Origin of the sequence: Gulosibacter hominis (assembly GCF_904842695.1) — a bacterium.
In the GTDB taxonomy this organism is placed as follows: Bacteria; Actinomycetota; Actinomycetes; order Actinomycetales; family Microbacteriaceae; genus Gulosibacter; species Gulosibacter hominis.
On the sequence record NZ_CAJGWQ010000009.1, the window covers coordinates 48,888 to 73,965 of the forward strand.

Consider the following 25,078-nt stretch of genomic DNA (forward strand, 5'->3'; position numbering starts at 1 on the left):
CTCGACGACCAGCCGGCACCGCCAACCGCAACTGTCGATGCATCCGAAACCGCACCGGCGCCCGTCGAAACTATGACCATGGCAGGTGCCCTGAACGCGGCCCTGGCCGACAGCCTTACAGCTGACGACAGCGTGGTCGTATACGGCGAGGATGTTGGCGCCCTCGGTGGCGTGTTCCGAGTCACCGACAAACTCGCCGCCGAGTTTGGGCCCGATCGGGTGTGGGACTCGCCGCTTGCCGAATCGGGCATCGTGGGCACCGCCATCGGTATGGCCATGGCGGGGATGCGGCCAGTGGTCGAAATGCAGTTCGACGCCTTCTCGTATCCATCGTTCGAGCAGGTGGTGTCGCATGTCGCCAAAATGCGCAACCGCACCCGCGGCAACGTTGCGCTGCCAATGGTGATTCGCATTCCAACCGCCGGTGCAATCGGCGGGGTAGAACACCACAGCGACTCATCCGAGGCCTATTGGGCGGCAACGCCCGGGTTGACCGTGATGCAGCCGGCCACACCGCAGGATGCATACACGATGCTGCGGCAGGCGATCGCCTCACCCGACCCGGTGATTTTTATGGAACCGAAGAGCCGCTACTGGATGCGTGGCGAAGTGCGCCGCGAAGGTAGCGCGCACGGCGCCAAAGTGGTGCGTGAGGGCACGGATGTGACGCTCATCGCCTACGGTGCGACGGTGCGCACGGCGCTCGCGGCCGCCGAATCGGGCGCTGCCGAGGGGCTGTCGATTGAGGTGATTGACCTGCGCACGCTCTCGCCGTTTGACGATGACACCGTGGCCGCATCGGTTAAAAAGACCTCGCGCGCCGCGGTGATCCACGAGGCAGCCCAGTTCGGCGGTTATGGCGCCGAGGTGGCCGCGCGCGTGAGCGAGCGCTGTTTTTATTGGCTGGATGCGCCGGTGCTGCGCATCACCGGGTTTGACGTGCCGTATCCGTCACCCAAGCTTGAAGAGTTTTACCTGCCGACGGCCGAGCGGGTGCTCGCCGCCCTCGACACCTGGGAGTGGTAACCGTGCTGGTTCGTGAGTTTTTGTTGCCGGACCTCGGCGAGGGACTGACCGAGGCAAAAATCGTCGAGTGGAAAATCGGCGTCGGGGATGCGGTAGAGATTGACCAGCCGATCGTCGATGTTGAGTCGGCGAAGGCGGTTGTGGAGCTGCCGGTGCCGTTTGCGGGCATCATCGAGTCGCTGTGCGGCGAACCCGGCGACACCATTGAGCTGGGCGATGTGCTGGTGCGGGTGCGTCAGATTTCCCCCGACGGCCGCGAGGCTGAGCTACCAGCGACCCAGCCAGATGCGGGTCGCGAGGTGGCCGAGCACCTTGCGGATGCTGATCCCGCCGATGCCGAGTCGTCGGAATATTCGGGTGCCGTGCTCACCGGCTACGGGCTGCACGAATCGAAGGCGCGGCTGCGGCGGCCCGAAGGCGGGCGGTTCCGGAACCGCGGCGCCGCGGCGACGGTGAGTTCAGCGGAAGATTTAGCGGCCAGGATGCCCCAGGGTGCATCGAAGCTGCTGGATCCGACCCGAAACTCACCGGTTATGTCGCCGCTGGTGCGTCGCGAGGCAAAAGCCGCCGGGTTTGATGCCCGTCACCTCGCCGGTTCGGGCCGCGGCGGGCTGGTGCTGCGCGCGGATGTGCGGGCGGCAATCGAGCAGCTCGGCGACACCGCAACGGCGGTGCCTGCCTGCGACCAGCGCGGCAGCGGCGAAAGCTGCGCGACCGGTGCCGGTGATCGGCGCATCCCCCTTGATGGGATGCGGCAGCTGGTCGCCGACCACATGGTCGAATCACACACGACCGTACCCAAGGCGACCATCTGGCTGGATGTGGATGCAACCCCGCTGCTCGAGCTGCGGCAGCAGCTGCAGACCGCCACCGATGAGCGGTTCAGCCTCACCACGCTGATCGCCCGTATCGTGGTGGCGGCGTTGCGCGAGCATCCCCGACTGAACTCGTCGTTTGACCCGCGCGAGGGCGTCATAGTGGAGCACAGCGCGATCAACCTGGGGCTGGCCGCGCAGACCCCGCGAGGCTTGATGGTGCCGGTTTTGCACGGGGTCGAAGGGCACACGCTGCGCGAGCTACGGGATGCAGTGGGCGAGTTGGTTGCCGAATCGAAGCGCGGCAATTTTTCGCCTGCGCAGCTTAGCGGCGGCACTTTTACGCTGAATAACTACGGCGGGTTCGGTGTGGATGGTGCCTCGCCGATCATCAACCTGCCACAGACCGCGATGCTCGGGCTCGGTCGGCTGAAAGAACGCCCGTGGGTGGTGGATGGTGAACTCACGGTGCGCCGGGTGATGACGGTGAGTTTTGTGTTCGACCACCGGGTGTGCGACGGGGATACGGCCAGTGCGTTTTTGACCTATGTGACCGACCGCATCGAAAACCCGGTGCTGCTGCACGCCGACCTGTAGGCGCGCTACACGAGCGACGGGAGCGCCACCGAGATGAGCAGCGCAAGAATCACGGTGTTGAACACGAACGCCAAGAGATTGTGCGCGGTGGCGACTCGTCGCAGTGCCGCTGTGCGGAGCTGGGCGCCGGCGAGGTTGTAGGCGGTCGACATTTGCAGCGAGAGAAACACCATGTCGGAGAACACCGGTGGTTCTTCGCCGAAGTCGTAGTGGAGCCTGCCGAGGGCCCATTCGCGCAGATAGCGCACCGCAAACGAGACGAGGATGAGCACCCAAGAGCAGGCAACCCCGGCGAGGGCCGCTACCGAGAGCAGCAGGTCGCCACGCAGCTGTGTCGAGCTCAGTAGCATCACCACGATTGCGAGCGAAACAAAAGCTGAACCGACTGCCTGGGCCACCTCGCCGGTCCCTCGGCGTCGCTGGTTGGCCAGTTCGGCTTCCGATCGAGGTGACGACCACGCGGCCACTTGGCTCAGCGCCGACCCCGAAAGTTTTCGAAAAGCGAACAGCGTGAGCGGCACATACACCAGCGTCGACACGATCATGATGACCGCGTAAATGTAGATGAGCTGCGTAAGGTAGCGGGGCATCCCCTCGGCGATATCGAAACGGATGCCCGTAAATACCGCCAGTGGCACGATCGCGAGCACCGCGGCGGCAGAGCTGAGATATTGCCGGGGAGTTTCTTTCGCGAGCCAGCGCGGTTTAACGCTCTGGCTGCTGCCGGTTAGCTGCCCGCCCGTGTCCGCCGTCGCCCTGTGGTGGGGACGGCGGACACGATGCGTGGGCCCGTTGCTATCAGACTCGGCAGCCAACGCACTCATCTTGCCGGTTCGGATGTCTACGGCTGGAGGCGGTTCGGGCCGCGGAACAGGTAGGTGACCTCGCGCAGGTTGGGCTGGTGGAGCATGAGCATCATCATGCGGGCAAGTCCCATACCGAAACCACCGTGCGGGGGTGCGCCGTAGCGGAAAAAGTCGAGGTAGAAGCCGAGCTCGTCTGCATCCATCCCCTTTTCGACAACCTGCTGCTCGAGCACATCGATGCGGTGCTCACGCTGCGCACCGGTGGAGATTTCGACGCCGTTCCAGATGAGGTCGTACGACTTCGTCAGGGATGCATCGTAGTCATGGCGCATGTGGTAGAACGGCCGGATCGAGGCGGGGTAGTCGGTGAGGAACACGAACTCGGAGTCATGCTCTTCGAGTGCCCAGCGGCCGATTTCGCGCTCGCCCTCGGGATCCATGTCGAGGTCTTGGCGTTCAAACTTGTGGCCGCGCGATTCGACAATTTTGCGGGCTTCGAGCAGCGGCACCCGCGGGATGGGGCCGGGAACCTTGATCTCGACACCGAACACGCGCTCGATATCATCGCCGTGCTTTTCTTTGACTGCGGTGAGGGCGGTGCGCAGGAGCTCTTCCTGCATCTGCATCACGTCTTCGTGCGAGTTGATCCACGAGACCTCGGCATCGACGCCGGTGAACTCAGTGGCGTGACGTGAAGTGAACGACGGGTCGGCGCGGAACACAGGACCAATTTCGAAGATTCGCCCGAAGCCGGCCGACTGCGCCATCTGCTTGAAAAACTGCGGTGATTGCGCGAGGTAGGCCTTGCGGTCGAAGTAGCCGACCTCGAATAGCTCGGCCTTGGTTTCGGATGCCGAGGCCATGAGTTTCGGGGTGAAAATTTCGATGTAGTCGTTCTCGATCCAGTACTGGCGCATCGCGTTAACGAACGTGGTCTGGACGCGGAACATGAGGTTATTGCGCTCGGTGCGCAGGTCGAGGAAGCGCCAGTCGAGACGCACATCGATGGCGGAATCGTCGGCGATCGGGGTTTCGGGGAGTGCCGCCGACTCAACCGTGATCGACGAGATCTTGACCTCGAGGCCGCCGAGCTTCACGCGCTCATCGTGCTTGAGATCGCCCTCGATGGTGAGCATGGTGCCCTTGGCGAGCGGCGAGATGACCTCGCTAATGTGCTCGCGATCTTCAGTGCGCGGGTTGACGAGCTGGCATGCGCCGGTCTCGTCGTGCAGCACAATGAACTGCACTTTTTTCTGGTCGCGGACGGTGTCAACCCATCCCTGAACCTTTACTGGGCCTTCTTCGAGGGCGGCAAGCGCCGAAATCACGGTACGTTCAGTCACGCACCTAAGCCTAGTGGTTGCATCTTGCCGTGAGCACAAAAGCTGGCGGCGCCGCGCGGGTGCGGGAAATGGCACCGCGCGTGACGCTCGGGTACACCGCGGATGCTCGGGTACACCGCAATAGCGGTGTCTCTGAGTCTTTTTGGTGTACCTCAGGCGGAACGGGTGCGCGTGGGCGGGCGCTAACGCGCGGCCACCAGCGGGATGCGCGGGGGATGCAGCGCGACGCTCGGGTACACCGCGGATGTTCGGGTACACCGCAGTGGCGGTGTCTCTGCGTGTTTTGGGTGTACCGCAGTGGCAGAAAGGTTGCAGAGTGCGGGCACTAGCGGGAAAAGCGCGAGTGGGATGCGCGCGGGGCTGCGCGAAGCGGCGAAATGCCGAAATGCCGAAATGCCGAAATGCCGAAATGCCGCTAGTAAACGGTGAGGCCGCGCTCGCGGAACTGCCCGCGCACCCGCTCGAGCAGCTCAAGCGAGGGCGGCTCAACACCCTCGAGCTGGTATTTGCGGCCGAGCCGCTTCCACTTGTCCGCACCCATCTGGTGAAACGGCAGCACCTCGGCACGCGAAAGCGTCGACCAGCGCGCCATGATGTCGGCCACACGCTCAACGTTGTCGAACGCATCCGTGTAGCCAGGAACCAGCACGAATCGGCCCCAGATCTCGGTGCCGCTCGCCGCGAGCCGGTCACCAAACTCGATGGTGGGCGCTAGCTGGCGTGAGGTGATGCGCTCGTAAGTGGCTTCATCCCCCGACTTCACGTCGAGCAGCACCAGGTCGATGTCTGCGAGCATCTCATCGGTGACATTGCGCCCCAAAAACCCGGATGTATCAATGGTGGTGTGCACTCCGAGCGCTTTTGCCTCGCGCAGCAGTCGAGCCGCAAACTGCGGCTGCTGCAGCACCTCACCACCCGAGAGCGTGATCCCGCCGCCGGTGGCATTGAACACGGTGCGGTAGCGTTTGACCAGGCTTACCAGCTCACCCAGCGCCACATCCTGCCCGTCTTTCGCGTACAGCGTGTCGGGGTTGTGGCAATAGAGACAGCGCAGCGGACATCCCGCGAAAAAGATCGTGAGCCGAGTTCCCGGCCCATCTACCGCGGTGACCAGCTCCCACGAGTGAACCGACCCGAGCTCACCAGCGCGGATCGTTGACAGCCGCTCATGCCGTTCAAGATCGAGGTCGTCAACGCCGTCAAGGCCCGCGCCAACGCGACGCGGGCCCTGCGGCAATTCAGTGATGTTGATGGCCACGAGCGAACCGATTAGGCGTGCTGGTGGAAGGTGCGGTTGAGCACGTCGCGCTGCTGCTCGGGAGTGAGCTTCACAAAGTTCACGGCATAACCCGAAACGCGCACCGTCAGGTTGGGGTATTTCTCGGGGTTCTCCATGGCGTCCTCGAGCGTGTTGCGGTTCAGCACGTTGATATTGGCGTGGTAGAGACCCGACTCCATATTGTTTTCAGCGCGGTTCGCGCGCATCGAGGCGAGTCGTTCATCAAAGCTTTTAACCGACATTGTTGATTCTCCTAATCCTGCATGACGAAGCCGGCGTCGAGGATGCCGACCAGGTTTTGTACGCGTTCGTCAGGGGTGCGTCCCAGCCCCTGCGGGGTGATGGTGTTGGTGAGTGAGATGCCGTCGAGGGCATCGTTGTAGTCGAGCTTGCCGACGCTGAGCATCGACGCGACCATGCCGTGCGTGTCCATGGCGTTCTCGGGGTTGGCGCCCGGCGAGAACGGGGTGCCGGCCACGTGCCCTGAGGGGAACGAACCGGTGTTCTTGCCGTACACAACATTCGAGGTGATGGTCAGCACCGACTGCGTGGGAATCGCATCGCGGTACATCGGCACCTCCTTGAGCTTGCTCATGATGGTGTGCACGACAGTGGCGGCAATATCGTCAGCCCGGTCATCATCGTTGCCGTACACCGGGAACTCTCCCTCAGTGATGTAGTCGACCACGAGCCCGGTTTCGTCACGCACGGGGGTGACCTTGGCGTACTTAATTGCCGCGAGCGAGTCGGCCACGATCGACAGGCCGGCGATACCGCATCCCATGGTGCGCACGATTTCGCTGTCGTGCAGCGCCATCTCGATGGCCTCGTAGGCGTAGCGGTCGTGGCAGTAGTGGATGATGTTGAGGGCCTCAACATAGGTGCCAATAACCCAGTCGAGCATGTGCTCATAGCGTTCCCACACATCGTCAAAGTCGAGCGGGCCGTCACCCTGCACCGGCTCGTAGCCCTCGACGATCTGCTTACCGCTCATCTCATCGCGACCGCCGTTAATGGCGTACAGCAGTGCCTTCGCGGCGTTGACGCGGGCGCCGAAAAACTGCATCTGGCGGCCCACACGCATGGGCGAGACGCAGCAGGCGATTGCCGCATCGTCACCCCACTGCTCGCGAATCTGACGATCGGATTCATACTGCAGCGACGAGGTTTCGATCGATACTTTCGAGCAAAAATCCTTGTACCCCTGGGGGAGGTCTGGGTCCCAGAAGATGGTGATGTTCGGTTCGGGTGCCGGGCCGAGGCTCATCAGCGTCTGCAGCAGCCGGAACGAGGTCTTGGAGACCAGCGAGCGGCCGTCCTCACCGAAACCGGCATCTGTCCAGGTGGCCCAGTAGGGGTCGCCCGAAAAGATTTGGTCATACGAAATGGTGCGCAGGAACCGCACGATGCGCAGCTTGATCACCAGCGCATCAATGATTTCCTGGGCTTCCGATTCGGTGAGGGTGCCCTCGGCGAAGTCACGCTCAAAGTAGATGTCAAAAAATGCCGAGAGGCGGCCGAACGACATCGCGGCCCCATCCTGGCTTTTTACCGCGGCGAGGTAGGCCATATAGGTCCACTGCACCGCTTCTTTAGCGTTTCGTGCCGGGCGGCCGAGCTCGAGCCCGTACATCTCGCCCAGGTGCAGCAGCTTTTTCAGCGCCTTGATCTGCTCGGAGTGCTCTTCGCGGTAGCGGGCCCAGTGTTCGCTGAACGGCTTGTCTGCCACCGCGTCTTTGGCGTGTTGTTTTTCTTCGATCAGCGCGTCAACACCGTAGAGCGCTACGCGGCGATAGTCACCGATGATGCGGCCGCGCCCGTAGGCGTCGGGCAGGCCGGTGATGATGTGCGAGCTGCGGGCGGCACGGATGCGCGGGGTGTAAATGTCAAAAACGGCATCGTTGTGTGTCTTGCGGTACCGGGTGAAGATGCGCTCGACATCGGGATTGACCTCTTTGCCCGCCTCTTCGATCGCGGTGCGAACCATGCGCCAACCGCCGAACGGCATCATGGCGCGTTTGAGGGGAACATCGGTTTGCAGACCGACGATCACGTCATCGTCCTCGCTGATGTAGCCAGCGGGGAACGCATCAATATCCGAAGGGGTGTCGGTGTCGACGTCGTAAACGCGCTTGCGGCGTTCAACCGACAGATAGTCGCGCTCGAGCGTGTCCCACACGCGCAGCGTCTTTTCGGTTGGCCCCTCGAGGAAACTCGCGTCGCCGTCGTAGGGCGTGTAGTTGCGCTGGATGAAATCGCGCACGTCGATCGACTCGTTCCAAACGCCCGGGGCGAAGCCTCGCCAGGCTGGTTCGGTGGTGATGTCGAGGTGAGAAAACTGCGGCTGAGTCATTGCATCACTACTCTCGTTGCGTCGTTGTGGATGCTCTGGATGGCCTCGTAAGCCCTCCGGCTCTAGTTTACGCGCTTACGGGCCGGAAATCCTTGGTAAAAAGGCGCCCCGAGCGGTGTGCATCGGATGCGTCGGCGGTGGCACATCTAGACTGCATCGGTATGCGAGAACAGCGGATTTTTTTGGTGCGTCACGGTGAGGTCGATAACCCCGACCACGTGCTGTACGAGCGGCTACCCGGCTATGGATTGAGCGATCGTGGCGCGGCCATGGCACAGCTGGCGGCCGACTACCTGGCTGGCGTCACCGAGAATCCGAAACTCGTGGTGTCGCCGCTGCAGCGCACCCGTGAGTCAATGGCGCCGATCGAACGCGCCTTCGGAGTGAGCGCTGAAGCAGATGAGCGGGTTATTGAACCGTGGAACCGGTTTGCCGGTACTCGCATCAGCACCGCGCTGAAATCGCCGCGCAATTGGCCACTGGTGCGCAACCCGCTGCGGCCGAGCTGGGGTGAGCCGTTTCGCAGCATTGCTGACCGGATGCTTACGGCACTGCGCGATCAGGCCGTCGCGGCTGCGGGGCGCGATGTTATCGTGGTTAGTCACCAACTGCCGATTTGGATGGTGCATCGCGCCGTAACACAGCAGCGGCTGGCACATCATCCGGGTCGCCGCCGCTGCGCGCTTTCGAGCGTGACGACGCTGCAGTACCACCCCGCCACCGACCTGCAGGAAATCGATTACTGCGAACCCGCAGCCGAACTGCTGGTTGGGGCCACTGACCTTGGAGCCGTGTGAACCGATACACCGCCCGCCGTATGAGCGCGGCAGCCGCCCTGCTGCTGGTCGCGGGAACGCTCGCTGGCTGTACGAATGACTCGCTCGCTGACAAGTACGCTGCTTCGGAAGAGCAGGGATATGTGGCCGGCGACGGTTCGTGGCAGGAGTTTGCTCCCGGCGAGCGTGCCGCACCGGTTGTGTATGGAGGCACCACCTCCGACGGCGCCACGATCTCGAGCGATGAGCTCGCCGGCGATGTGGTTGTGGTCAATTTTTGGTACGCCGCCTGCCCTCCCTGCCGGGCAGAAGCTGAAGATCTCGAGAAGGTGCATCAAAAATATGCCGAACAGCGGGTGCACTTCGTTGGGGTCAATGTCTACGACCAGGCCGAAACCATCAATTCGTTTAATAGCGAGTTTGGTGTGACTTACCCGTCGATCATTGATGTCAATGACGCCGAGGTGCGGCTCGCTTTCGCCGATAATGTGCCGCCGCAGGCGATCCCCTCAACCCTCGTGCTCGACCGCGAGGGGCGGGTGGCCGCGGTGATCCGCGGTGTTGCCGATCCGTCGGTGCTCGGGGCGATGATTGATCGGGTGCTCGAAGAAAACGCTGCTTGATGATTGAGGTTTTGGCTGCGTCGCCCGGCGAAATAATCGTCAGCGGGCAGCTTGTGGTGGCGCTTCCGCTGGCACTTTTGGCGGGATTGGTTTCGTTTGCATCCCCCTGCGTGCTGCCGGTGGTGCCGGCCTATCTGGGGCTGATTGGCGCAACCACCGAGGGTGCGGCCGCCGAGGGCGCGGTCGCGCGTGCGGCATCGGATGCAGACAACACCGGCGCTAAAAAAAGCGCCGCCAGCGCTGTGACGCAGCAGCGCCGCGACGGCGGCCGGGTGGTGCTCGGGTCGCTGCTATTTGTGCTCGGCTTTTCGGTGATCTACGTGATTACGGGGGCCGCTTTCGGGCAGCTCGGGGTGCTGTTTTTGCGCTGGCAAGATCCGATTACCCGGGTGCTGGGCGTTGTCGTCATGCTCATGGGTGTCGTATTTCTCGGCCTGGTGACCCCACTGCAGCGCACACTGCGATTGCGCGCCGCCCCCGCGGGGCTGCTGGGAGCGCCGCTATTGGGCATGGTGTTTGGGCTGGGCTGGGCGCCATGTTTGGGACCGACGCTCGTAGCCATCCAATCGCTGTCGTTTCAAGAGGCGTCTGCGTGGCGAGGCGCGCTGCTGGCCTTCGCCTACTGCCTGGGCTTGGGGGCGCCTTTTGTGCTGGCGGCTTTCGGCTGGCAGGCGGCGACCCGCTGGCTTGGCTGGCTGAAGCGGCATGTGCGCATCATCAATATCATCGGGGGTAGCATCCTGGTGCTCATCGGTCTGCTGATGGTGACCGGCGCCTGGAGTGCCCTCATCTCGCAACTCGGAGCAGTACTTCCCGGCTATGTCACACCAATCTGATTCCGCACCCGCTGTCGAACGCTCGGCCGCGAAATCTGCGCGAGCATCCCGCACGAACAATCCGCTGGTGCGCGGCTGGCGCAGTGCCTGGGCGTGGCTTACGAGCATGCGCACGGCACTCATTTTGCTGCTGATGCTGGCGGTTGCGGCGGTGCCCGGGTCGCTCGTGCCGCAGCGTTCGAGCGACCCGAATGGTGTCACCACCTGGTTTAACGACAAGCCCGAGATCGCAGCGCTGCTCGACAAATTGCAGTTGTTCAACGTCTACACATCGTGGTGGTTTTCGGCCATCTACGTGCTGCTTTTTGTGTCGCTGGTCGGCTGTATCGTGCCCCGGCTGGTGCACCACTGGAAGGCGCTGCGGTCGGCTCCGCCGCGCACCCCGGCACGGCTATCGCGCCTGGATGCGTATGCGACAGTGCGGCTGGATGAGCGCTGGGCCGGGCGCGAGGCCGAGATCGTCGCGGCGGCAAAAGAGGTATTGGGCCGGCGGCGCTATCGCGTTGCCGACTATGAGTCGCGCGGGACTGTTTCGGTGTCGGCAGAGCGCGGCTATTTGCGCGAGACCGGCAACCTGCTGTTTCACGGCGGGATGCTCGGGCTGATCGTGTCGGTCGGCTTGCTTTCTGGGTTCAACTGGCACGGCCAGCGGGTGCTGGTTGAGGGACAAACGTTCGTGAACGGCCTGGTGAGCTATTCATCCTTCAGCCCCGATCGTTTTTTTAGCCCCGACCAGCTGAAACCCTTTTCGTTGCGTCTCGAAAAACTTGACGTCACCTACGAAACTCAAGACCAAGAGCATCTGGGTCTACCGCTTGACTATGACGCGCATGTCACGGTGCAGCTGCCGGGTGAGGAGCCGAGCAAACACAACGTCAAGGTCAACTCGCCCCTGCGAATCGACGGCAACGATATTTATTTGCTCGCCAACGGTTATGCGCCCACCATCACGGTGCGCAACCCTGCCGGTGAGGTGGTTTTTCGCGACCCGATCGTGTTCATTCCGCAAGACCAGTTCCTCACCTCTACCGGTGTGGTGAAGGTGCCGGATGGACTTTCAGAGCAGGTGGGGATGCTCGGCTTTTTTTATCCGTCGGCTCACGAACTTGAGTCGGGTGCGTTCGCATCCGATCATCAAGACCTGCGCAACCCGCTGCTGACCCTCAATGTCTATACGGGTGATCTCGGTCTCGACACGGGAATGCCGGTGTCGGTGTATTCGCTCGACACCGAAAACCTCACGCCGATTGCCGCGCGCGATCTCGATGTGAAGCCGCTGCAATTGCATCCCGGTGAGACGGTCGAGCTGCCGAACGGGCTCGGCACCATCACGATGGATGCCGAGATTCACCGCTATGCCTCATTTGACGTGCACAGCGACCACACTCGCATTCCCGGCGGTATTTTTGTGGCGTTGAGCATCCTCGGGCTGATCGGTTCGCTGCTAGTGCCGCGTCGCCGTGTGTGGGTGGCGGCTCGTGAACACGAGGGTGGTGTGCTCGTCGAATATGCCGGGCTTGCCCGTGGTGAAGACCATCAGCTCGCTCGCGCGGTCAACTCACTCGTGGACGAGCACACGGCGGTGCTTGTATCCTGGAAGGCAGACTCTCGAAGGGATCCACAGTGACACAGGTGTTGTCGGACTGGTCGGACGTTTTCGTTTACATCGCAATGGCGGTGTACGCTGTGGCGTTCGTCACGTTCACGCTCGATTTTGCAATGCGCGGATCGAAGACCGCAGCCGCTGCGAAGCAGTCGTCGGCGGCAGGTGCCACGGCCCGCAAGCGTGAGCTCGTGGGCGCCGCAATTGCCGGCGGTTCGTCAGCCGCGAGCGACGCCGGTATCACGGTGGCAAAGCGTAACGATGCGAGCAGTGGTGTGAGTGCCAATCGCAGCGCTGAACCAATGTGGAAAGACTCCAAGTCGACCAAGCTGCTGCCGGTGGCGATGGTGCTCACCGTGGCCGCCTGGGTGCTGCACCTGGTGGGCGATGTGCTGCGCGGAATTGCCGCCGCACGAGTGCCGTGGGCCAATATGTACGAGTTTTGGCTCACCGCGACCCTGCTGATCGTGGCGGTGTTCCTGCTCGTGCAGCTGTGGCAAGACCTGCGGTTTTTGGGTGCGTTCATTACCGGATTCACCACACTGACTCTCGGCATCGCGCTCATCAGTTTTTATGTGCCGGTGGCGCCGCTGCAGCCGGCACTGCAGTCGGTGTGGCTGGTCATCCACGTGTTTGTGGCAACGCTATCAACCGGGTTTTTGGCGCTTGGGTTTTCGCTGTCGACGCTGCAGCTTTTCCAACATCGTCGTGAGGCGCGCGTGCGTAGCGGCCGTGTCAGTGGCGGCCCGCTGACCGCTCTGCCCACCAGTGTGCGGCTCGAAGACCTGGCCTTCCGCGTCAACGTGGTCGGCTTCATCCTGTGGACTTTTACGCTCGTGGCCGGTGCGATCTGGGCGGAGCGAGCCTGGGGCCGCCCGTGGGGCTGGGACACCAAGGAGGTGTGGACCTTCATCATCTGGGTGGTCTACGCCGGTTATCTGCACGCCCGCACCACGCACGGCTGGCGCGGCAAGCCATCTGCCTGGCTGTCGATCGTGGGCTTCCTCACGGTGCTATTCAATTTTGCAGTCGTGAACGTGTTCTTTAAAGGGCTGCACGCCTACAGCGGGCTCTAAATCACGTTCGGTCGCGCTACTCGGTCGCGGCGAGATGCTGATAGCAGCGCGTGATGCGCTCGCGCCACCACTGCTGCCGCTCGGGTGCGGCAGCATGCTCGGCCAGTAGTTCCGTGGAGGGCACGGCAGGCGCGAGCGAAATACGGCCGTTTTTGGGTACGCGGGGATGCTCGAGCACGTCGGCAGCAAATAACGACACGGTGCCGAGCCCGGCAGCAAATCGCGGTTCGGGCATGCGGGCAGCCAATTGGGCGCCCATCACCGTGCCAACCGAAGTCTCAAGCGCGCTCGAAACCGTGGCGCTGAGCCCGGCTTGTGCCACCACCTCTGCCGCACGGGCGATTCCACCCAGCGGCTGCACTTTTACCACCACGTGATCGGCCGCGCCCGCGCGAGCCACTGCGAGCGGATCACTCGCCTTGCGTACCGACTCGTCGGCGGCGATGCGCGTTGCGATACCGCGTTGGCACAGCCGGTCGCGCAATTGCGCGAGCTCGCTGACCGTGGCCACCGGCTGTTCGGCATATTCGAGATCGATGCCGGCTGCCGCGATGGCAACCAGCGCATCCTCTGCCGCATCCAGTGACCAGCCGCAATTCGCATCGATTCGTACGCGAGCGCCGGGCAGCGCATCCTGCACCGCCTCGAGTCGCGCGAGATCGTCGCGCAGCTGCTGGCCGGCCTCGGCAACTTTTACCTTGACCACCTCGCAGCTACCGAAGCGGGCCAGCAGCCGCGGCACCTCGGCTGCCGTGACCGCGGGCACGGTGGCATTCACGAGCACCGAACCCGACTCGAAACGCTGTAGCGCCGGGTCAAATCCGTATTCGAGCGCCGCCGCCAACCAGGTGGCCGCTTCGGGCACCTCATACTCGAGGAACGGCGAAAACTCTGACCACACCGGCTGCCCCGCCACCGTGGCGGTGCCGGCAAACAGTGCCGCTTCGCGGTGCGTCACGCCGCGGAACCGGGTGCGCAGCGGTAGCGAAACAATATGGGTGCGGGCGAGCAGCTCTGGCAGGTCGATCAGCATGCGAACTATACTTTCAAGGATGACAACGATCGACCAGGCAGCTGCCCAGCGGCGCCCACAGTACCGGCACGCAACCGAGGTGCCGGTGCCGGTGGCCGAGCAGCTGCTGAACCCGTTTAGCTGGCGAGTCGGTCACTGGGCGTTTTTCCTCGGCGTGATGACGATGGTCGCCGACATCATCGTGGCGCTGTATGTCTTCAACTTTTTTGGGCTCTCGCGCCAGTTTGAAATTTCAATGTGGCTGCTGGTCGCCGGGCTGCTTGGCTTCACCGCCATCACGCTGGCGCTGTATGCGGTGGTGTTCAACGCTGGCCGAGGCATCGGTATCGCGGCATTCCTGCTGAGTTTCTTTTTTGGTGCGGCACCGGCCTGGCTGGTCGGCAACACCATCTGGCAGCTGATCATTAACGGCGGCCAGCTGCCGTACGCTCCCATCGACTGGTAGCGGATGCGGTGGCGACTGCCGCTACGGTAGTTGCTATGGCGCATCCGGTTTCAGATACTTTTGACCCGACCCGCTGGCGCGAGGTTGATGGCTTCGATTTTGACGACATTACCTATCACCTCGACACTTCCGGTCGGGTGGTGCGAATCGCTTTTGACCGGCCCGAGGTGCGTAATGCGTTCCGCCCGCAAACAGTGGATGAGCTCTACCGGGCCCTCGATGACGCCCGCTGCAACCCCCGGGTGGGTGTGGTGCTGCTCACCGGGAACGGGCCGAGCCCGAAGGACGGCGGTTACGCGTTTTGCTCGGGCGGTGACCAGCGCATCCGCGGCCGTGACGGCTACCGCTACGCCGACGGCGACACCGCTGACTCGATCGATGCCGCCCGCTCGGGGCGCCTCCACATTCTCGAGGTGCAGCGGCTGATTCGCACGATGCCGAAGGTCGTCATCTCGGTGGTGAACGGATGGGCCGCCGGCGGCGGGCACTCGCTGTATGTGGTGACCGATCTGACCATCGCATCTCGCGAGCACGCGCGTTTTAAGCAGACAGACGCCGATGTGGGGTCGTTCGATGCGGGCTACGGCTCGGCCTATTTTGCCAAGCAGGTGGGGCAAAAATTTGCCCGCGAGGCGTTTTTCTTGGCCGAAACCTATGATGCCCAGCGTGCCTACGAGATGGGTGCGGTCAACCGGGTCGTGCCGCATGCCGAGCTCGAAACCGAGGCATTGAAAATGGCGCACACCATCCTGGGCAAGTCGCCGACGGCCATTCGGATGCTGAAATTTGCGTTCAACCTCACCGATGACGGGCTGATGGGCCAGCAGGTGTTTGCCGGTGAGGCGACGCGCCTGGCCTATGGCACCGACGAGGCGGTGGAGGGGCGCGACTCGTTCCTCGAAAAGCGTGACCCCGACTGGTCGCCGTACCCCTGGCACTTCTAGTGCTCGGCGAATCTGCAATGATCGGCGAGCCGCCGGCGCTACGCGAAATCGACTCGCGAGACGTCGCCGCGGTGTTTGCCGCGCTGCGGGAAGCGCTTGCCGGCGGTGCGCCGGTGCTGCCACGCGACCGGAGCGCGGCGACTTCCGATGCGGTGACTTCCGGCGCGGATGCATCCGCCAGCAGTGCCGATCCGGCCGCCGGTGATATTGGCCTGGTGATTGAAACCAGTGGCTCAACCGGCACACCCAAGCGCGTCGCGCTGAGCGCGGCAGCGTTACGAGCCAGCGCCGCAGCAACCTATCGCTGGTGTGATGCGCGCGCAGGCAAGGTGCCAGAATCGCGACAGTGGCTGCTGTGCCTGCCCACCCACTACATCGCCGGGGCCCAGGTGCTGGTGCGTTCCATCCTCGCCAAAACGCAGCCCGTGGTGCTCGAGGGCAGGTTCACCGCCGACGCATTTGTGGCCGCCGCCAAGCGGCTCACCGCAGCCGCACGCTATACGAGTCTCGTGCCGGTGCAGCTGCAGCGGCTACTCGGCGCAGCTGCCGACAACACGATGTTTGCGGCTGAAATCGACCGGGTGATGCAACGCTTTAGCGCGGTGCTCGTTGGCGGGCAGCAAACCCCGCCCGCGCAGCTTGTCGCGGCCCGTGATCGCGGCTGGCCGGTGGTGACCACCTACGGTGCCAGCGAAACCGCCGGCGGTTGTGTCTATAACGGCGAGGCGCTTCCTGGCGTGCGGGTGCGCGAAGTTGACGGCGAAATTTGGCTCGGTGGCGATCAGCTCGCGCTCGGCTATCTCGGTGACCCCGGGCGGCAGGCCCGCAGCTTTGTGACTGTCGACGGTGTGCGCTGGTACCGCACGAGCGATCACGGCACGGTTAGGGATGCATCCGGATGCCAGCGGGTGCGGGTAACGGGACGTATCGACCAGGTGATTATTTCGGGTGGCGAAAAAGTGCATCTCGGCGCGGTCGAACGTGCCGTGCAGACCGTGCCGGGATTTGAGCAGGCGGTTGCGGTACCGGCCCCGCATCCCGAATGGGGCCAGTCGGTAGCAATTGTGGTGCCAAACCCGGCTGCTGTTGCGGCAACGAGCGCATCCGTGCCGACTCCGGTGCGGGATGCCTGTGTGCCGCTCGGGCGGGCCGCGCGAGCAGCGTTGCTGGTTGAAATACCCGAGCTGCCGCGGCTGAGTAGCGGCAAACCCGATCGCCGGACGCTTGAACAAATCGCAGCCGAGCACACCCATTTTTGTGACTGAGTGCGACAATCGTTGCCGTGAGTAAACGCAGCCAGCAAAACAAGCACAATCCCACCCAGCGCAAACGCCACGTCGAAAAGGCGGCCGAGCAGGGCCCGGTAACGATCGACGATTGGATCGAGGGCGCCCGGCTGCGAACCCTCCCACTGGCCGCCGTGCCCGTGCTGCTCGGCACGGCCGCGGCACTGGCAGCTGCCCCCGGCGAATATCACTGGGTGCGCGCGCTGGCGGCGCTCGCGGTGGCGCTGCTGCTGCAAATTGGGGTGAACTACGCCAACGACTATTCCGACGGTATCCGCGGCACCGACGACTATCGGCAGGGGCCCCCGCGGCTGACCGGTTCGGGGCGCGTTGAGCCGAAACTCGTGCGCAATGTGGCATTTGGATGCTTCGCGGCAGCCGCGCTGGTTGGTATCGCCCTGTGCGTGGTGACCGGGCAGTGGTGGCTGCTCGCGGTGGGTGCGGTGTGCATCCTGGCGGCCTGGTTTTACACCGGCGGCAAGCATCCCTATGGCTATTACGGGCTCGGCGAGGTGTTCGTATTTGTCTTTTTCGGCCTGGTGGCAACTGTCGGTACCACCTATGTGCAGATTCTTGTCGTGCCCGAAGACACCTGGATTTTGGCGGCCGCGGCGGGCTTTTTTTCGTGCGCCGTGCTGATGATCAACAATGTGCGCGATATTGAGCAGGATGCGGTTGCGGGCAAGCGCACGCTGGCGGTGCTAATCGGGGATATTCCGGCGCGCATCACTTTTGCGGTGCTGACGGTGCTGCCGTTTGCCGCGACCGTGATGTTCGGGCTGCTCTACCCCCGGGTGTATCTGTCGCTGTTTTCGCTGCTGATCCTCATCCCGGCGATCATCATTGGCCTCACCGGTCGCTCGCCGCGCGAGCTCGTGTTGGCGCTCAAGCTCACCTCGTTGGGGTCGCTCGTGTGGGCGATCCTGATGGCGATCGGCATCGTGGTGCCGTTCATGCAGTTCGCGCCGACGCCGTACTAGCGATCGTTATCGGTGGCCGGGCCCTCGTCGGTGGCCGAGGTCTCGTCGGTGGTCGGGCCCTCGTCGGTGGCCGAGCCCTCGTCTGCCGCGGCAGGGGGAGTGGTCGCCGCCGATTCGGCCTGAGCCGCTTCGTACTCATCGAGCAGCGCATCCTCTTCAGTATCGATCGGTGCCCGGTGGTCGGCTTTTTCGGCTCGGCGAGCGGCCATCTGCTCGGCCATCACCGCGCGGTGCTTCGACAAAAAAATCTGTGAAATGCTCGCGCTCACCACGGCGCCCACCGCGATGCCGACCAGCCAGTTCCACTGCCAATCGGGCAGGATGAGCATGATTGCAACGAACGGCACGACAAAGCTGCCCAGTCGGGTGAGGGTGTAGATAATCCAAGCGCGGGTCGCGGTCATGCCGGCAAGTCTACGCGGCCGGGTCAGTGCGCGGCCGCCCAGGCCGGCCGGCCTGGCAAATGAACGGCCGACCGGGGCGCAGGTATGACGGATGCATCCAGGCGGGTGCTCGTAGACTGGCGGTATGTCTCGTGCTCTCATTGTGGTTGCCGTTGTGGTCACCGTCTTGACGGTGTACTCAATCGTCGACTGCGCCATGACCGATGCACGTCGCACCAGGGTGTTTCAGAAGCCGATCTGGCTGGTTGTCATCCTGTTTTTGCCGGTCGTGGGTGCGCTGCTGTGGATGTTCATGGGTAAACAGTCTGCCGACACGGGCGCACAGCCGGTGGTGCCGGATGAAGACATCGCCTATCTCGACCAGCTGCGTCGCGACACCGAGCACGATGCGCGTATCCGTGACCTTGAAGAGCAGATGCGCCAGCTCGACGCCGAAATCGAGCAGGCTCGACGCGACACCATGAAAAATCACCCCTCAAATATGGATCAGCAGCCCAGCGATGACGAAGAGGGCCATGGCGACGCGGGTGACGAGGCCAAACGCCAATGACGGTTCCTGCCGTTGCCGCTGCGGTGGCGCTGCTCACCGCGGCCACCGATCAGGTGCATGATGTGGTGGTCTGTCCGGGGTCGCGGTCACAGGCTTTTGCGCTGGTCGCCGCCAAACTCGAACAGCTCGGTACGATCCGCCTGCACGTGCGCCTGGATGAGCGGTCGGCGGCGTTTTTTGCGCTCGGGCTCGCCCGCGAATCACAGCGGCCGGTGCCGGTGATCGTCACCTCTGGTACGGCCGTTGCCAATCTGCATCCGGCGATGCTCGAGGCCCACCACGCCGGGGTGCCGCTGGTGGCTATCACCGCCGACCGGCCCGCCGAACTCGTCGGTACGGGAGCCAACCAGACAACCACCCAGCCCGGTATTTTTGGTCCGCTGCTCCCCACGCGATCGCTCGCGGCACCGAGCGAAGCTGACGCAGCCGACGACTTTGCCGACTGGCGGGTGCTGGGCGAACAAATCGCCAGCACCCGCATCCCGTTGCACTGCAATCTCGCGATGCGCGAACCGCTCTCGGGGGCAATTCCCGAGCTGTCGACCCCCAACCGGTTCCGTGGCACCGCCGAACCGGCCGCGCACGATCTTCCCGAAGACGGTGACCGCCGCATCCACTTTGGCACCGGGCCGCGCGGGCTCAGCAACAAACTGGCCGCTGCCATCACCCGTGAGCTGGCGCACGGCTCTGCAAACCGCTCGCCAGCGACTGCCTCCGAAACTCAGCCTGTCTCTGAACGTCAGCCCGACCCCGAACGCATCCTCGAAATTGATCCGGTTGACTACCCGCGCGCAATCGTAATCGCCGGCGACCGGGCCGGTGCCGAAGCCGAACAGGCTGCCCGCAAGGGCGGCTGGCCGCTCATCGCTGAGGTGTCGAGCGGTGCCCGATTTGGTCGCAACGTGGTGGTTGCCTACCGTGATCTGCTCGGCGCCAACAGCCCGATTCCGGGGCTGCGCGACAGCATCGACCTGGTGATCGTTTATGGGCATCCCACTCTCAGCCGCGAAACCAATGCGCTCGTACAGCGCCCCGGCGTGCGCGTGGTGGTGGTAGACGACCCGGCGGTGCCACCACTGCGACCGGGCGGTGAAGAACATATTGACCTGCTGCGGGTAACCGCCTTCGCGGCAACCCGGTTGCTTTCGCGCGGCGAGGCGATGGAGCTGCGGGCCGAGGCCGATGAGTGGCTGCAGGGCTGGCTGCACGCATCCCGCGAACTCGAACTCGCCCGCGACACCGACCCCGAAGCGCCGGATATTGCCGCTTCGCGCAGCAGCGATTCGCGCGAGCGGGCGCGCTTTGGCCGTGCCGAGCTCGCGGTGTCTCGCGAACCGGTGCACCGCCGGATGCTGGCGGATGCGGTGTGGCGGGTCACCTGGCCGCACGACCGGTTGGTGGTGGCGGCCTCGCGGCTGATTCGCGATCTCGACGCTCAGGTGCCGGGTAAGCGCATCCGAGTGCACGCCAATCGCGGGCTCGCCGGTATCGACGGCACGATTGCCACCGCGCTCGGGGTGGCGACGGCTAGCCAATTCGGTGGCGACGAACGCGCTGCGACCGGCACCACTCGGCTGCTGATCGGCGATATCGCCTTTGCCCACGACGCTTCGTCGCTGCTCATAGGTCAGGGTGGCGAGCCTGCGCCGCGGATTCAGATCATCGTCGGCGTTGATGGCGGCGGTAGCCTGTTCGACAGTCTCGAGGTGCATAAAACTGCCGAGGCCGCGGCCTACGAGCGGGTGCAATTCACGCCGCTCACTCTTGATATTGAGGCAGTTGCCAGGGCCTACGGCTGGGAATACGAATTCGCCGATACCCGCGGCACGCTCGAAGCAGCGTTGACCGATCAGCGCTCCGCCCGCAAAATTATCGCCGTGCCGCTGCCGCGCTAGCTGTACTGACCGGGCACGTTGATCAAGTTTGCTGAATCAGCAAGAACAGTTGCTGGTTCTTTTGGTCGTGTGCGGTAATGGAACTGTCTACGAGAGGTGCAGGTCATGCGTATCGGTGTCGGAGAACTTGTCCAAGCTGCTGCTGTCGGCGTGGGAGCAACCATCGTGATGGACGGGGTGGCGGAGATGCTGCGCCGTACTCGTGGCTCCAGGTCATTGGACTACGCGATGGTTGGTCGATGGCTTGGGCACATGCCCGCCGGTGTCTTCCGGCACGATCCGATCATGGCAGCCGAGCCCGTCCCTCACGAGAAGGAGTTGGGCTGGGCGGCCCATTACGCCATCGGGACGGGCTTCGCCGTTGCGCTGGCCGCCGCTGATCCAGGCTGGCTCGAGCGGCCGCGTTTCATACCCGCGGTAGCATGGGGACTGGCCACGCTGGGGGCGCCTTGGCTGCTCATGCAGCCTTGTTTCGGGATGGGCGTGGCGGCGGCCAAGACCCCCAATCCCAAGCAAGCACGGCTCGGCAGCCTGCGCGCCCACACTTCCTACGGAGTGGGCATCTGGCTGTCAGGGCAGCTCGTCCACGCGGTTGTGCATCGCCGTGCCTGAGTTGGCCTCCACCGAGCCAGCGAGGTGGATTCTCTGCCCTTGGAGTCCCAGCAGGCTGAGGACCTCCACGGCCGATGTCCCAGTGCTACCGAACCAGTGCGGTGTGGTGGTGTCGAACTCAGCTGCCTGTCCCACCGTGAGTAACACGTCATGGTCCCCGACTATGAGCCGTAGTTCGCCAGACAGAACGTAAAGCCATTCGTAGCCATCGTGTCGGCGAAGGGCGGGCGTCGACTTCGTGCTGGGAATCACCATCTTCAGCGCTTGCTGCGGGCCCGGGAAGTGCGTCAGAGGCACCACCGTCATGCCGTTGCGCCGTAGAGGACGCGGATAGACCCGTGGATCTCCCACTGGCGGGGCTCCCACCAGATCGTCCAGGGGTAGGTCATACAGGGCGGACAACGCGAGCAGCAGCTCCAGTGTGGGTCTCCGGCCCCCTGATTCCAGTCGTGACAATGTCGAGGCCGACAAGCCTGTTGCCTCGGCCACGTCGCCCAACGTCAGGTCACGCGACAGGCGGATGCTCCGCAGCCGAGGACCGACTCCTTTGAGGACTTCATCCATCACCAGACCTCCTACTCATTCCCCCGAGGACACCGTGTCACACGCCAACGCCGCACTCACCCTACGGCATCGACTGATCGTCGGTCGCCTCGTCGTCGACGAGGGCTGGCCCATCAGCGAGGTCTCCTGGCCGACCGTGAAGCGCTGGGCAGAGCGCTACCGCACCGGCGAGTCCATGCAGGACCGTTCCTCGCGCCCACACCACTCGCCCAACAAGACCGATACGAAGACGACGAAGCGCTGCATCCAGCTGCGGCTCCGCTTGAGGGAAGGTCCCGTGCAGTTGGCCTGTCGGCTGGGGATCGCGCCGTCGACGGTTCATCGGATCCTGACCGACGCCCACCTGAACCGGCTGTCCCATGTTGATCGCGCCACCGGTGAGCCGGTCCGTCGCTACGAGCACGACCATCCCGGCGCGATGCTCCATGTCGACGTGAAGAAGCTCGGCAACATCCCCGACGGCGGAGGCTGGCGCTACGTCGGCCGACGACAAGGCGAGAAGAACCGAGCCGCCACCCCCGACAAACCCAGAAACAAGTACCGGGACCCGTTGATGGGCAAGGCCTTTGTCCACACTGTCATCGACGACCACTCCCGCGTGGCCTACGCCGAGATCCACGACGACGAAATCTCGATCACCGCCACAGCGGTCCTGGTGCGGGCTGTCGAGTGGTTCAACGCCCGCGGCATCACCGTCGAGCGCGTCCTGTCCGACAACGGTGGCGCCTACCGCTCACACCTGTGGCGAGACACCTGTGCCGAGCTCGGGATCAAGCACAAGCGCACCCGTCCGTATCGGCCGCAGACCAACGGCAAGATCGAGAGATTCCACCGGACCTTGGCCGACGGCTGGGCCTATGCCCGCTGCTACACCTCCGAGGCCGAACGCCGCGGAGAACTCGACGGCTGGCTGCACTACTACGACCACCACCGGCCACACACAGCCTGCGGCAACCAGCCGCCCTTCTCACGATTAACCAACGTCCCCGGCCAGTACAGCTAGCGACCCTTTTCGTCGCCAGGCTGGCCGGTGACCGGCGATTTAGAATCGCAGGGTGGCTAAGAAAAAAGGTATGGATGTTCCCGTCGATCTTTCGCAGCTGCGCGAGCTCGAGGTGGGAGCCGGCTTCCGTCTGGCCGATATCGACCCGAACTCGACTCCGGGGTTCACCGGGGCCGATGCCAAGCTCGAGGGGCAGCAATTGTTCAGCGCCCGGGATGCCGAGATGGCTGACCTGCAGGAACGCATGTATGCGCGCGCCCGTGCGGGGCTTGACGATGCCCCGAGCCTGCTCGTGGTGTTGCAGGGTATGGATGCGGCCGGCAAGGGCGGCATTGTGCGGCACGTGTTCGGATCGGTTGATCCGCAGGGGCTGCAGATCGCCTCGTTCAAGGCTCCCACTGAGGAAGAACTGCAGCACGATTTTCTTTGGCGCATCCGTAAACAGCTCCCGAAGCCCGGTCGCATCGGGGTGTTTGACCGCTCGCACTACGAGGATGTGCTGGTGCAGCGGGTGCACCAGTATGCGCCCGCTGAGGAAATCGATCGCCGCTACGGCGCCATCGTGAAATTTGAGCGCGAGCTGGTCGACTCGGGCACCCGGGTGCTCAAATTCATGCTGCACATCGACCGGGATGAGCAAGCCGAGCGGATGCTCGAGCGTATCGACCGCCCAGATAAGCACTGGAAGTACAACCCGGGTGATATTGATGAGCGCGCCCGCTGGGATGAATACGCCGAGGCCTATCAGATCGCGCTTGAGCGCACCTCAACACCGGTTGCGCCCTGGTTCGTGATTCCGGCCAATAAAAAGTGGTACGCGCGCCTGGCGGTAAAAAGCATCGTGCAGCACGAGCTGCGCCGAATCGATCCGCAGTGGCCCGCAGCGAGCTTCGACCAAGAAACTGAGCGGCAGCGGCTGGCGCAGTCGTAGCCCGCGGCCGCTAGTGACCGGCGTTAGCGTTCAGTTTCGAGCGCAGTCCGAACCGGTGCGAGTTTTACCTCGGTTTCGAGCCACTCGTCATCGGGTTGGGATGCGGCCATAATCCCGCCACCCGCGAAAGCAACCACTTCGCCATCGTCGGCAAATTGTGCACCGCGTAGCGCCACCACCCACTCGCCGTCACCAGCGGCCGACACCCAACCGGTGGGCCCGGCGTAGCGGCCGCGGTCGCATCCTTCAAGTTCCCGGATGGCGTCCATGGCCGCGGCGGTGGGCGTACCACCCACGGCGGCGGTGGGATGCAGTGCCTCAACCAGGTCGAGCGGGCTCGCGCCCGCGGGCATCCGGCCGCGCAGATCGCTCGCCAGATGCCACACATTTGGCAGCTGCAAAAGGAACGGTTCGGGGGATGCGGTGAGCCCGCCCGCGGGGTCGTCATGCGAGTCGAGCCGGCCGAGCGAGGCGAGTGCCGATTCGACCGCAAAGCGGTGTTCGGCACGGTTTTTTGCCGATACTCGCAGGGCTTCACGAGCCGCCGCATCCGAACCCGCGTCACTACCGCGCGGTGTGGTGCCGGCGAGCACCCGCGCGGCCACCTCGCCATCGAGCACCCGCACGAGCATTTCGGGGCTGGCGCCAATCATCCCGGCGACCGCGTAAATCCAGGTGTCGCCGTAGTTTTTTTCGAGCCGATAGAGCAGGTGGCGCAGATCGGCATCGGGGCGGATGCGCCCGGTTGCTCGGCGTGCCACCACCACCTTTTGCAGCTGGCCGCGGCGGATGCGGGCGATGGCATCGGCAACCGCGGCGTAGTGCCGTTCGCGTTCACCGCTCGGAGCTACGAGATCACAGCGCGGATCGGGGCCGAGCGGCTGTGCCGGCGCCGCGATCGTGTGCGCTGGAGCACCCGCGGTGCTGATCCGCGTGATAAAAGCGCGGCCACCGCGCAGACCAACAATGGTTTCGGGCACCACCACATGCGATGGTGCGGCATCGCGGTCGTCAAAGTTGAACGAACCGAACGCCACCATGCCGCTACCGGGCAGCCGCACCGAATCATCAACGCTCGCGGCTGCGGTGAGTTTCGCAAACCACTGCCGGGCCTGCGACACCTGGCCATTCGATGAAAACTCGGCGCGCACCGCAACGCCGCGGCCCACCAGCCCCTCGCCGCGCCGCACCATCACCAGTGGGTGCCGTGCATCCGCAAATTGCAGGAGCTCGGCCGGCGAATCAATTGGCCGCGACACAACGCGCAGCTGCGGTAGCTCATCCATCGCCTTCTAGAG

General features: G+C 63.9%; 25 protein-coding genes. 16 read left to right on the forward strand and 9 right to left on the reverse strand.

Going from position 1 to position 25,078, the window contains the following annotated elements; genetic code table 11:
• The first annotated feature begins 72 nt into the window (after positions 1 to 72).
• Both JMV54_RS07260 and JMV54_RS07265 read left to right on the forward strand, forming a co-directional pair.
• Positions 73 to 1,026: an alpha-ketoacid dehydrogenase subunit beta gene (locus JMV54_RS07260; protein ID WP_230972860.1), complete on the forward strand. Its 954-nt coding sequence runs from the start codon at positions 73 to 75 to the stop codon at positions 1,024 to 1,026.
• A gap of 2 nt (positions 1,027 to 1,028) precedes the next feature.
• Positions 1,029 to 2,438: a dihydrolipoamide acetyltransferase family protein gene (locus JMV54_RS07265; protein WP_201518249.1), complete on the forward strand. Its 1,410-nt coding sequence runs from the start codon at positions 1,029 to 1,031 to the stop codon at positions 2,436 to 2,438.
• A 5-nt stretch (positions 2,439 to 2,443) separates the two neighbouring features.
• Here the strand turns inward: JMV54_RS07265 and JMV54_RS07270 are convergent, their stop codons facing one another.
• The 5 genes from JMV54_RS07270 to JMV54_RS07290 form a co-directional block, all read right to left on the reverse strand.
• Positions 2,444 to 3,253 (reverse strand): DUF1345 domain-containing protein, encoded by an 810-nt coding sequence (locus tag JMV54_RS07270; protein ID WP_201518250.1) that lies wholly within the window; start codon positions 3,251 to 3,253, stop codon positions 2,444 to 2,446.
• A 26-nt stretch (positions 3,254 to 3,279) separates the two neighbouring features.
• Positions 3,280 to 4,587, reverse strand: coding sequence for an aspartate--tRNA(Asn) ligase (gene aspS, locus JMV54_RS07275; RefSeq protein ID WP_201518251.1), 1,308 nt, complete (start codon positions 4,585 to 4,587; stop codon positions 3,280 to 3,282).
• A 415-nt stretch (positions 4,588 to 5,002) separates the two neighbouring features.
• Positions 5,003 to 5,845: a pyruvate formate-lyase-activating protein gene (gene pflA, locus JMV54_RS07280; protein WP_201518252.1), complete on the reverse strand. Its 843-nt coding sequence runs from the start codon at positions 5,843 to 5,845 to the stop codon at positions 5,003 to 5,005.
• An 11-nt stretch (positions 5,846 to 5,856) separates the two neighbouring features.
• Positions 5,857 to 6,108 (reverse strand): autonomous glycyl radical cofactor GrcA2, encoded by a 252-nt coding sequence (grcA2, locus tag JMV54_RS07285; RefSeq protein WP_201518253.1) that lies wholly within the window; start codon positions 6,106 to 6,108, stop codon positions 5,857 to 5,859.
• An 11-nt stretch (positions 6,109 to 6,119) separates the two neighbouring features.
• Positions 6,120 to 8,219, reverse strand: coding sequence for a pyruvate formate lyase family protein (locus tag JMV54_RS07290; RefSeq protein WP_201518254.1), 2,100 nt, complete (start codon positions 8,217 to 8,219; stop codon positions 6,120 to 6,122).
• Between the two features lie 161 nt (positions 8,220 to 8,380).
• Between JMV54_RS07290 and JMV54_RS07295 the strand changes: the two genes are divergently transcribed.
• The 5 genes from JMV54_RS07295 to ccsB are packed head-to-tail and all read left to right on the forward strand — an operon-like array spanning position 8,381 to position 13,133.
• A complete protein-coding gene (locus tag JMV54_RS07295) occupies positions 8,381 to 9,016 on the forward strand; it encodes a histidine phosphatase family protein (protein ID WP_201518255.1) in 636 nt (211 codons plus the stop codon).
• Positions 9,013 to 9,618: a TlpA family protein disulfide reductase gene (locus JMV54_RS07300; RefSeq protein WP_230972858.1), complete on the forward strand. Its 606-nt coding sequence runs from the start codon at positions 9,013 to 9,015 to the stop codon at positions 9,616 to 9,618. Before JMV54_RS07295 ends, JMV54_RS07300 begins: the two co-directional genes overlap by 4 nt.
• Positions 9,618 to 10,454, forward strand: coding sequence for a cytochrome c biogenesis CcdA family protein (locus JMV54_RS07305; protein ID WP_201518256.1), 837 nt, complete (start codon positions 9,618 to 9,620; stop codon positions 10,452 to 10,454). The genes JMV54_RS07300 and JMV54_RS07305 overlap by 1 nt, the downstream gene beginning before the upstream one ends.
• Entirely contained in the window at positions 10,438 to 12,081 is a 1,644-nt protein-coding gene (gene resB / locus JMV54_RS07310; RefSeq protein WP_201518257.1) for a cytochrome c biogenesis protein ResB, read from the forward strand. Before JMV54_RS07305 ends, resB begins: the two co-directional genes overlap by 17 nt.
• A complete protein-coding gene (ccsB, locus tag JMV54_RS07315; RefSeq protein WP_420842085.1) occupies positions 12,078 to 13,133 on the forward strand; it encodes a c-type cytochrome biogenesis protein CcsB in 1,056 nt (351 codons plus the stop codon). The genes resB and ccsB overlap by 4 nt, the downstream gene beginning before the upstream one ends.
• Positions 13,134 to 13,149: 16 nt before the next feature.
• Here the strand turns inward: ccsB and JMV54_RS07320 are convergent, their stop codons facing one another.
• On the reverse strand, positions 13,150 to 14,166 hold the full coding sequence (locus JMV54_RS07320) for an o-succinylbenzoate synthase (RefSeq protein WP_201518258.1): 1,017 nt from the start codon (positions 14,164 to 14,166) through the stop codon (positions 13,150 to 13,152).
• Positions 14,167 to 14,185: 19 nt separating this feature from the next.
• Here JMV54_RS07320 and JMV54_RS07325 point away from each other — a divergent pair, with 19 nt between their 5' ends.
• The 4 genes from JMV54_RS07325 to JMV54_RS07340 are packed head-to-tail and all read left to right on the forward strand — an operon-like array spanning position 14,186 to position 17,821.
• A complete protein-coding gene (locus tag JMV54_RS07325) occupies positions 14,186 to 14,611 on the forward strand; it encodes a hypothetical protein (RefSeq protein WP_201518259.1) in 426 nt (141 codons plus the stop codon).
• A 35-nt stretch (positions 14,612 to 14,646) separates the two neighbouring features.
• Positions 14,647 to 15,555, forward strand: coding sequence for a 1,4-dihydroxy-2-naphthoyl-CoA synthase (locus JMV54_RS07330; RefSeq protein ID WP_201518260.1), 909 nt, complete (start codon positions 14,647 to 14,649; stop codon positions 15,553 to 15,555).
• Positions 15,555 to 16,820, forward strand: coding sequence for an AMP-binding protein (locus JMV54_RS07335; RefSeq protein ID WP_230972859.1), 1,266 nt, complete (start codon positions 15,555 to 15,557; stop codon positions 16,818 to 16,820). The genes JMV54_RS07330 and JMV54_RS07335 overlap by 1 nt, the downstream gene beginning before the upstream one ends.
• Before the next feature lie 17 nt (positions 16,821 to 16,837).
• Positions 16,838 to 17,821 (forward strand): 1,4-dihydroxy-2-naphthoate polyprenyltransferase, encoded by a 984-nt coding sequence (locus JMV54_RS07340; RefSeq protein ID WP_201518261.1) that lies wholly within the window; start codon positions 16,838 to 16,840, stop codon positions 17,819 to 17,821.
• Here JMV54_RS07340 and JMV54_RS07345 read toward each other — a convergent pair.
• A complete protein-coding gene (locus JMV54_RS07345) occupies positions 17,818 to 18,225 on the reverse strand; it encodes a DUF4229 domain-containing protein (protein ID WP_201518262.1) in 408 nt (135 codons plus the stop codon). The genes JMV54_RS07340 and JMV54_RS07345 overlap by 4 nt on opposite strands.
• 124 nt (positions 18,226 to 18,349) lie before the next feature.
• On the opposite strand from JMV54_RS07345, the gene JMV54_RS07350 reads away from it, so the two are divergent.
• The 3 genes from JMV54_RS07350 (at position 18,350) to JMV54_RS07360 (ending at position 21,282) form a co-directional block, all read left to right on the forward strand.
• Positions 18,350 to 18,775 (forward strand): PLD nuclease N-terminal domain-containing protein, encoded by a 426-nt coding sequence (locus tag JMV54_RS07350; RefSeq protein ID WP_201518263.1) that lies wholly within the window; start codon positions 18,350 to 18,352, stop codon positions 18,773 to 18,775.
• Positions 18,772 to 20,670 (forward strand): thiamine pyrophosphate-binding protein, encoded by a 1,899-nt coding sequence (locus tag JMV54_RS07355; protein ID WP_201518264.1) that lies wholly within the window; start codon positions 18,772 to 18,774, stop codon positions 20,668 to 20,670. Before JMV54_RS07350 ends, JMV54_RS07355 begins: the two co-directional genes overlap by 4 nt.
• 105 nt (positions 20,671 to 20,775) lie before the next feature.
• Positions 20,776 to 21,282 carry a DUF2938 domain-containing protein gene (locus tag JMV54_RS07360; protein ID WP_201518265.1) on the forward strand — a complete coding sequence of 169 codons (507 nt, stop codon included), beginning with the start codon at positions 20,776 to 20,778 and terminating at the stop codon, positions 21,280 to 21,282.
• On the opposite strand, the gene JMV54_RS07365 is transcribed toward JMV54_RS07360, so the two are convergent.
• Positions 21,241 to 21,846 (reverse strand): helix-turn-helix domain-containing protein, encoded by a 606-nt coding sequence (locus tag JMV54_RS07365; protein ID WP_201518288.1) that lies wholly within the window; start codon positions 21,844 to 21,846, stop codon positions 21,241 to 21,243. The two genes, JMV54_RS07360 and JMV54_RS07365, sit on opposite strands and share 42 nt — an antisense overlap.
• A 34-nt stretch (positions 21,847 to 21,880) precedes the next feature.
• Here JMV54_RS07365 and JMV54_RS07370 point away from each other — a divergent pair, with 34 nt between their 5' ends.
• Both JMV54_RS07370 and JMV54_RS07375 read left to right on the forward strand, forming a co-directional pair.
• A complete protein-coding gene (locus JMV54_RS07370; RefSeq protein ID WP_201518266.1) occupies positions 21,881 to 22,849 on the forward strand; it encodes an IS481 family transposase in 969 nt (322 codons plus the stop codon).
• Positions 22,850 to 22,919: 70 nt separating this feature from the next.
• Complete coding sequence (locus JMV54_RS07375; RefSeq protein WP_201518289.1) at positions 22,920 to 23,780, forward strand: PPK2 family polyphosphate kinase; 861 nt, start codon at positions 22,920 to 22,922, stop codon at positions 23,778 to 23,780.
• 23 nt (positions 23,781 to 23,803) lie between these two features.
• Here the strand turns inward: JMV54_RS07375 and JMV54_RS07380 are convergent, their stop codons facing one another.
• Positions 23,804 to 25,066: an isochorismate synthase gene (locus JMV54_RS07380; protein WP_201518267.1), complete on the reverse strand. Its 1,263-nt coding sequence runs from the start codon at positions 25,064 to 25,066 to the stop codon at positions 23,804 to 23,806.
• Positions 25,067 to 25,078 lie beyond the last annotated feature (12 nt).

Coding starts and splice junctions, on each gene's coding strand:
- JMV54_RS07260 (WP_230972860.1), top strand. CDS start 73: ATGACCATGGCAGGTGCCCTGAACGCGGCCCTGGCCGACAGCCTTACA.
- grcA2 (WP_201518253.1), bottom strand. CDS start 6,108: ATGTCGGTTAAAAGCTTTGATGAACGACTCGCCTCGATGCGCGCGAAC.
- JMV54_RS07290 (WP_201518254.1), bottom strand. CDS start 8,219: ATGACTCAGCCGCAGTTTTCTCACCTCGACATCACCACCGAACCAGCC.
- JMV54_RS07295 (WP_201518255.1), top strand. CDS start 8,381: ATGCGAGAACAGCGGATTTTTTTGGTGCGTCACGGTGAGGTCGATAAC.
- JMV54_RS07305 (WP_201518256.1), top strand. CDS start 9,618: ATGATTGAGGTTTTGGCTGCGTCGCCCGGCGAAATAATCGTCAGCGGG.
- resB (WP_201518257.1), top strand. CDS start 10,438: ATGTCACACCAATCTGATTCCGCACCCGCTGTCGAACGCTCGGCCGCG.
- JMV54_RS07320 (WP_201518258.1), bottom strand. CDS start 14,166: ATGCTGATCGACCTGCCAGAGCTGCTCGCCCGCACCCATATTGTTTCG.
- JMV54_RS07325 (WP_201518259.1), top strand. CDS start 14,186: ATGACAACGATCGACCAGGCAGCTGCCCAGCGGCGCCCACAGTACCGG.
- JMV54_RS07330 (WP_201518260.1), top strand. CDS start 14,647: ATGGCGCATCCGGTTTCAGATACTTTTGACCCGACCCGCTGGCGCGAG.
- JMV54_RS07345 (WP_201518262.1), bottom strand. CDS start 18,225: ATGACCGCGACCCGCGCTTGGATTATCTACACCCTCACCCGACTGGGC.
- JMV54_RS07350 (WP_201518263.1), top strand. CDS start 18,350: ATGTCTCGTGCTCTCATTGTGGTTGCCGTTGTGGTCACCGTCTTGACG.
- JMV54_RS07355 (WP_201518264.1), top strand. CDS start 18,772: ATGACGGTTCCTGCCGTTGCCGCTGCGGTGGCGCTGCTCACCGCGGCC.
- JMV54_RS07360 (WP_201518265.1), top strand. CDS start 20,776: ATGCGTATCGGTGTCGGAGAACTTGTCCAAGCTGCTGCTGTCGGCGTG.
- JMV54_RS07365 (WP_201518288.1), bottom strand. CDS start 21,846: ATGGATGAAGTCCTCAAAGGAGTCGGTCCTCGGCTGCGGAGCATCCGC.
- JMV54_RS07375 (WP_201518289.1), top strand. CDS start 22,920: ATGGATGTTCCCGTCGATCTTTCGCAGCTGCGCGAGCTCGAGGTGGGA.
- JMV54_RS07380 (WP_201518267.1), bottom strand. CDS start 25,066: ATGGATGAGCTACCGCAGCTGCGCGTTGTGTCGCGGCCAATTGATTCG.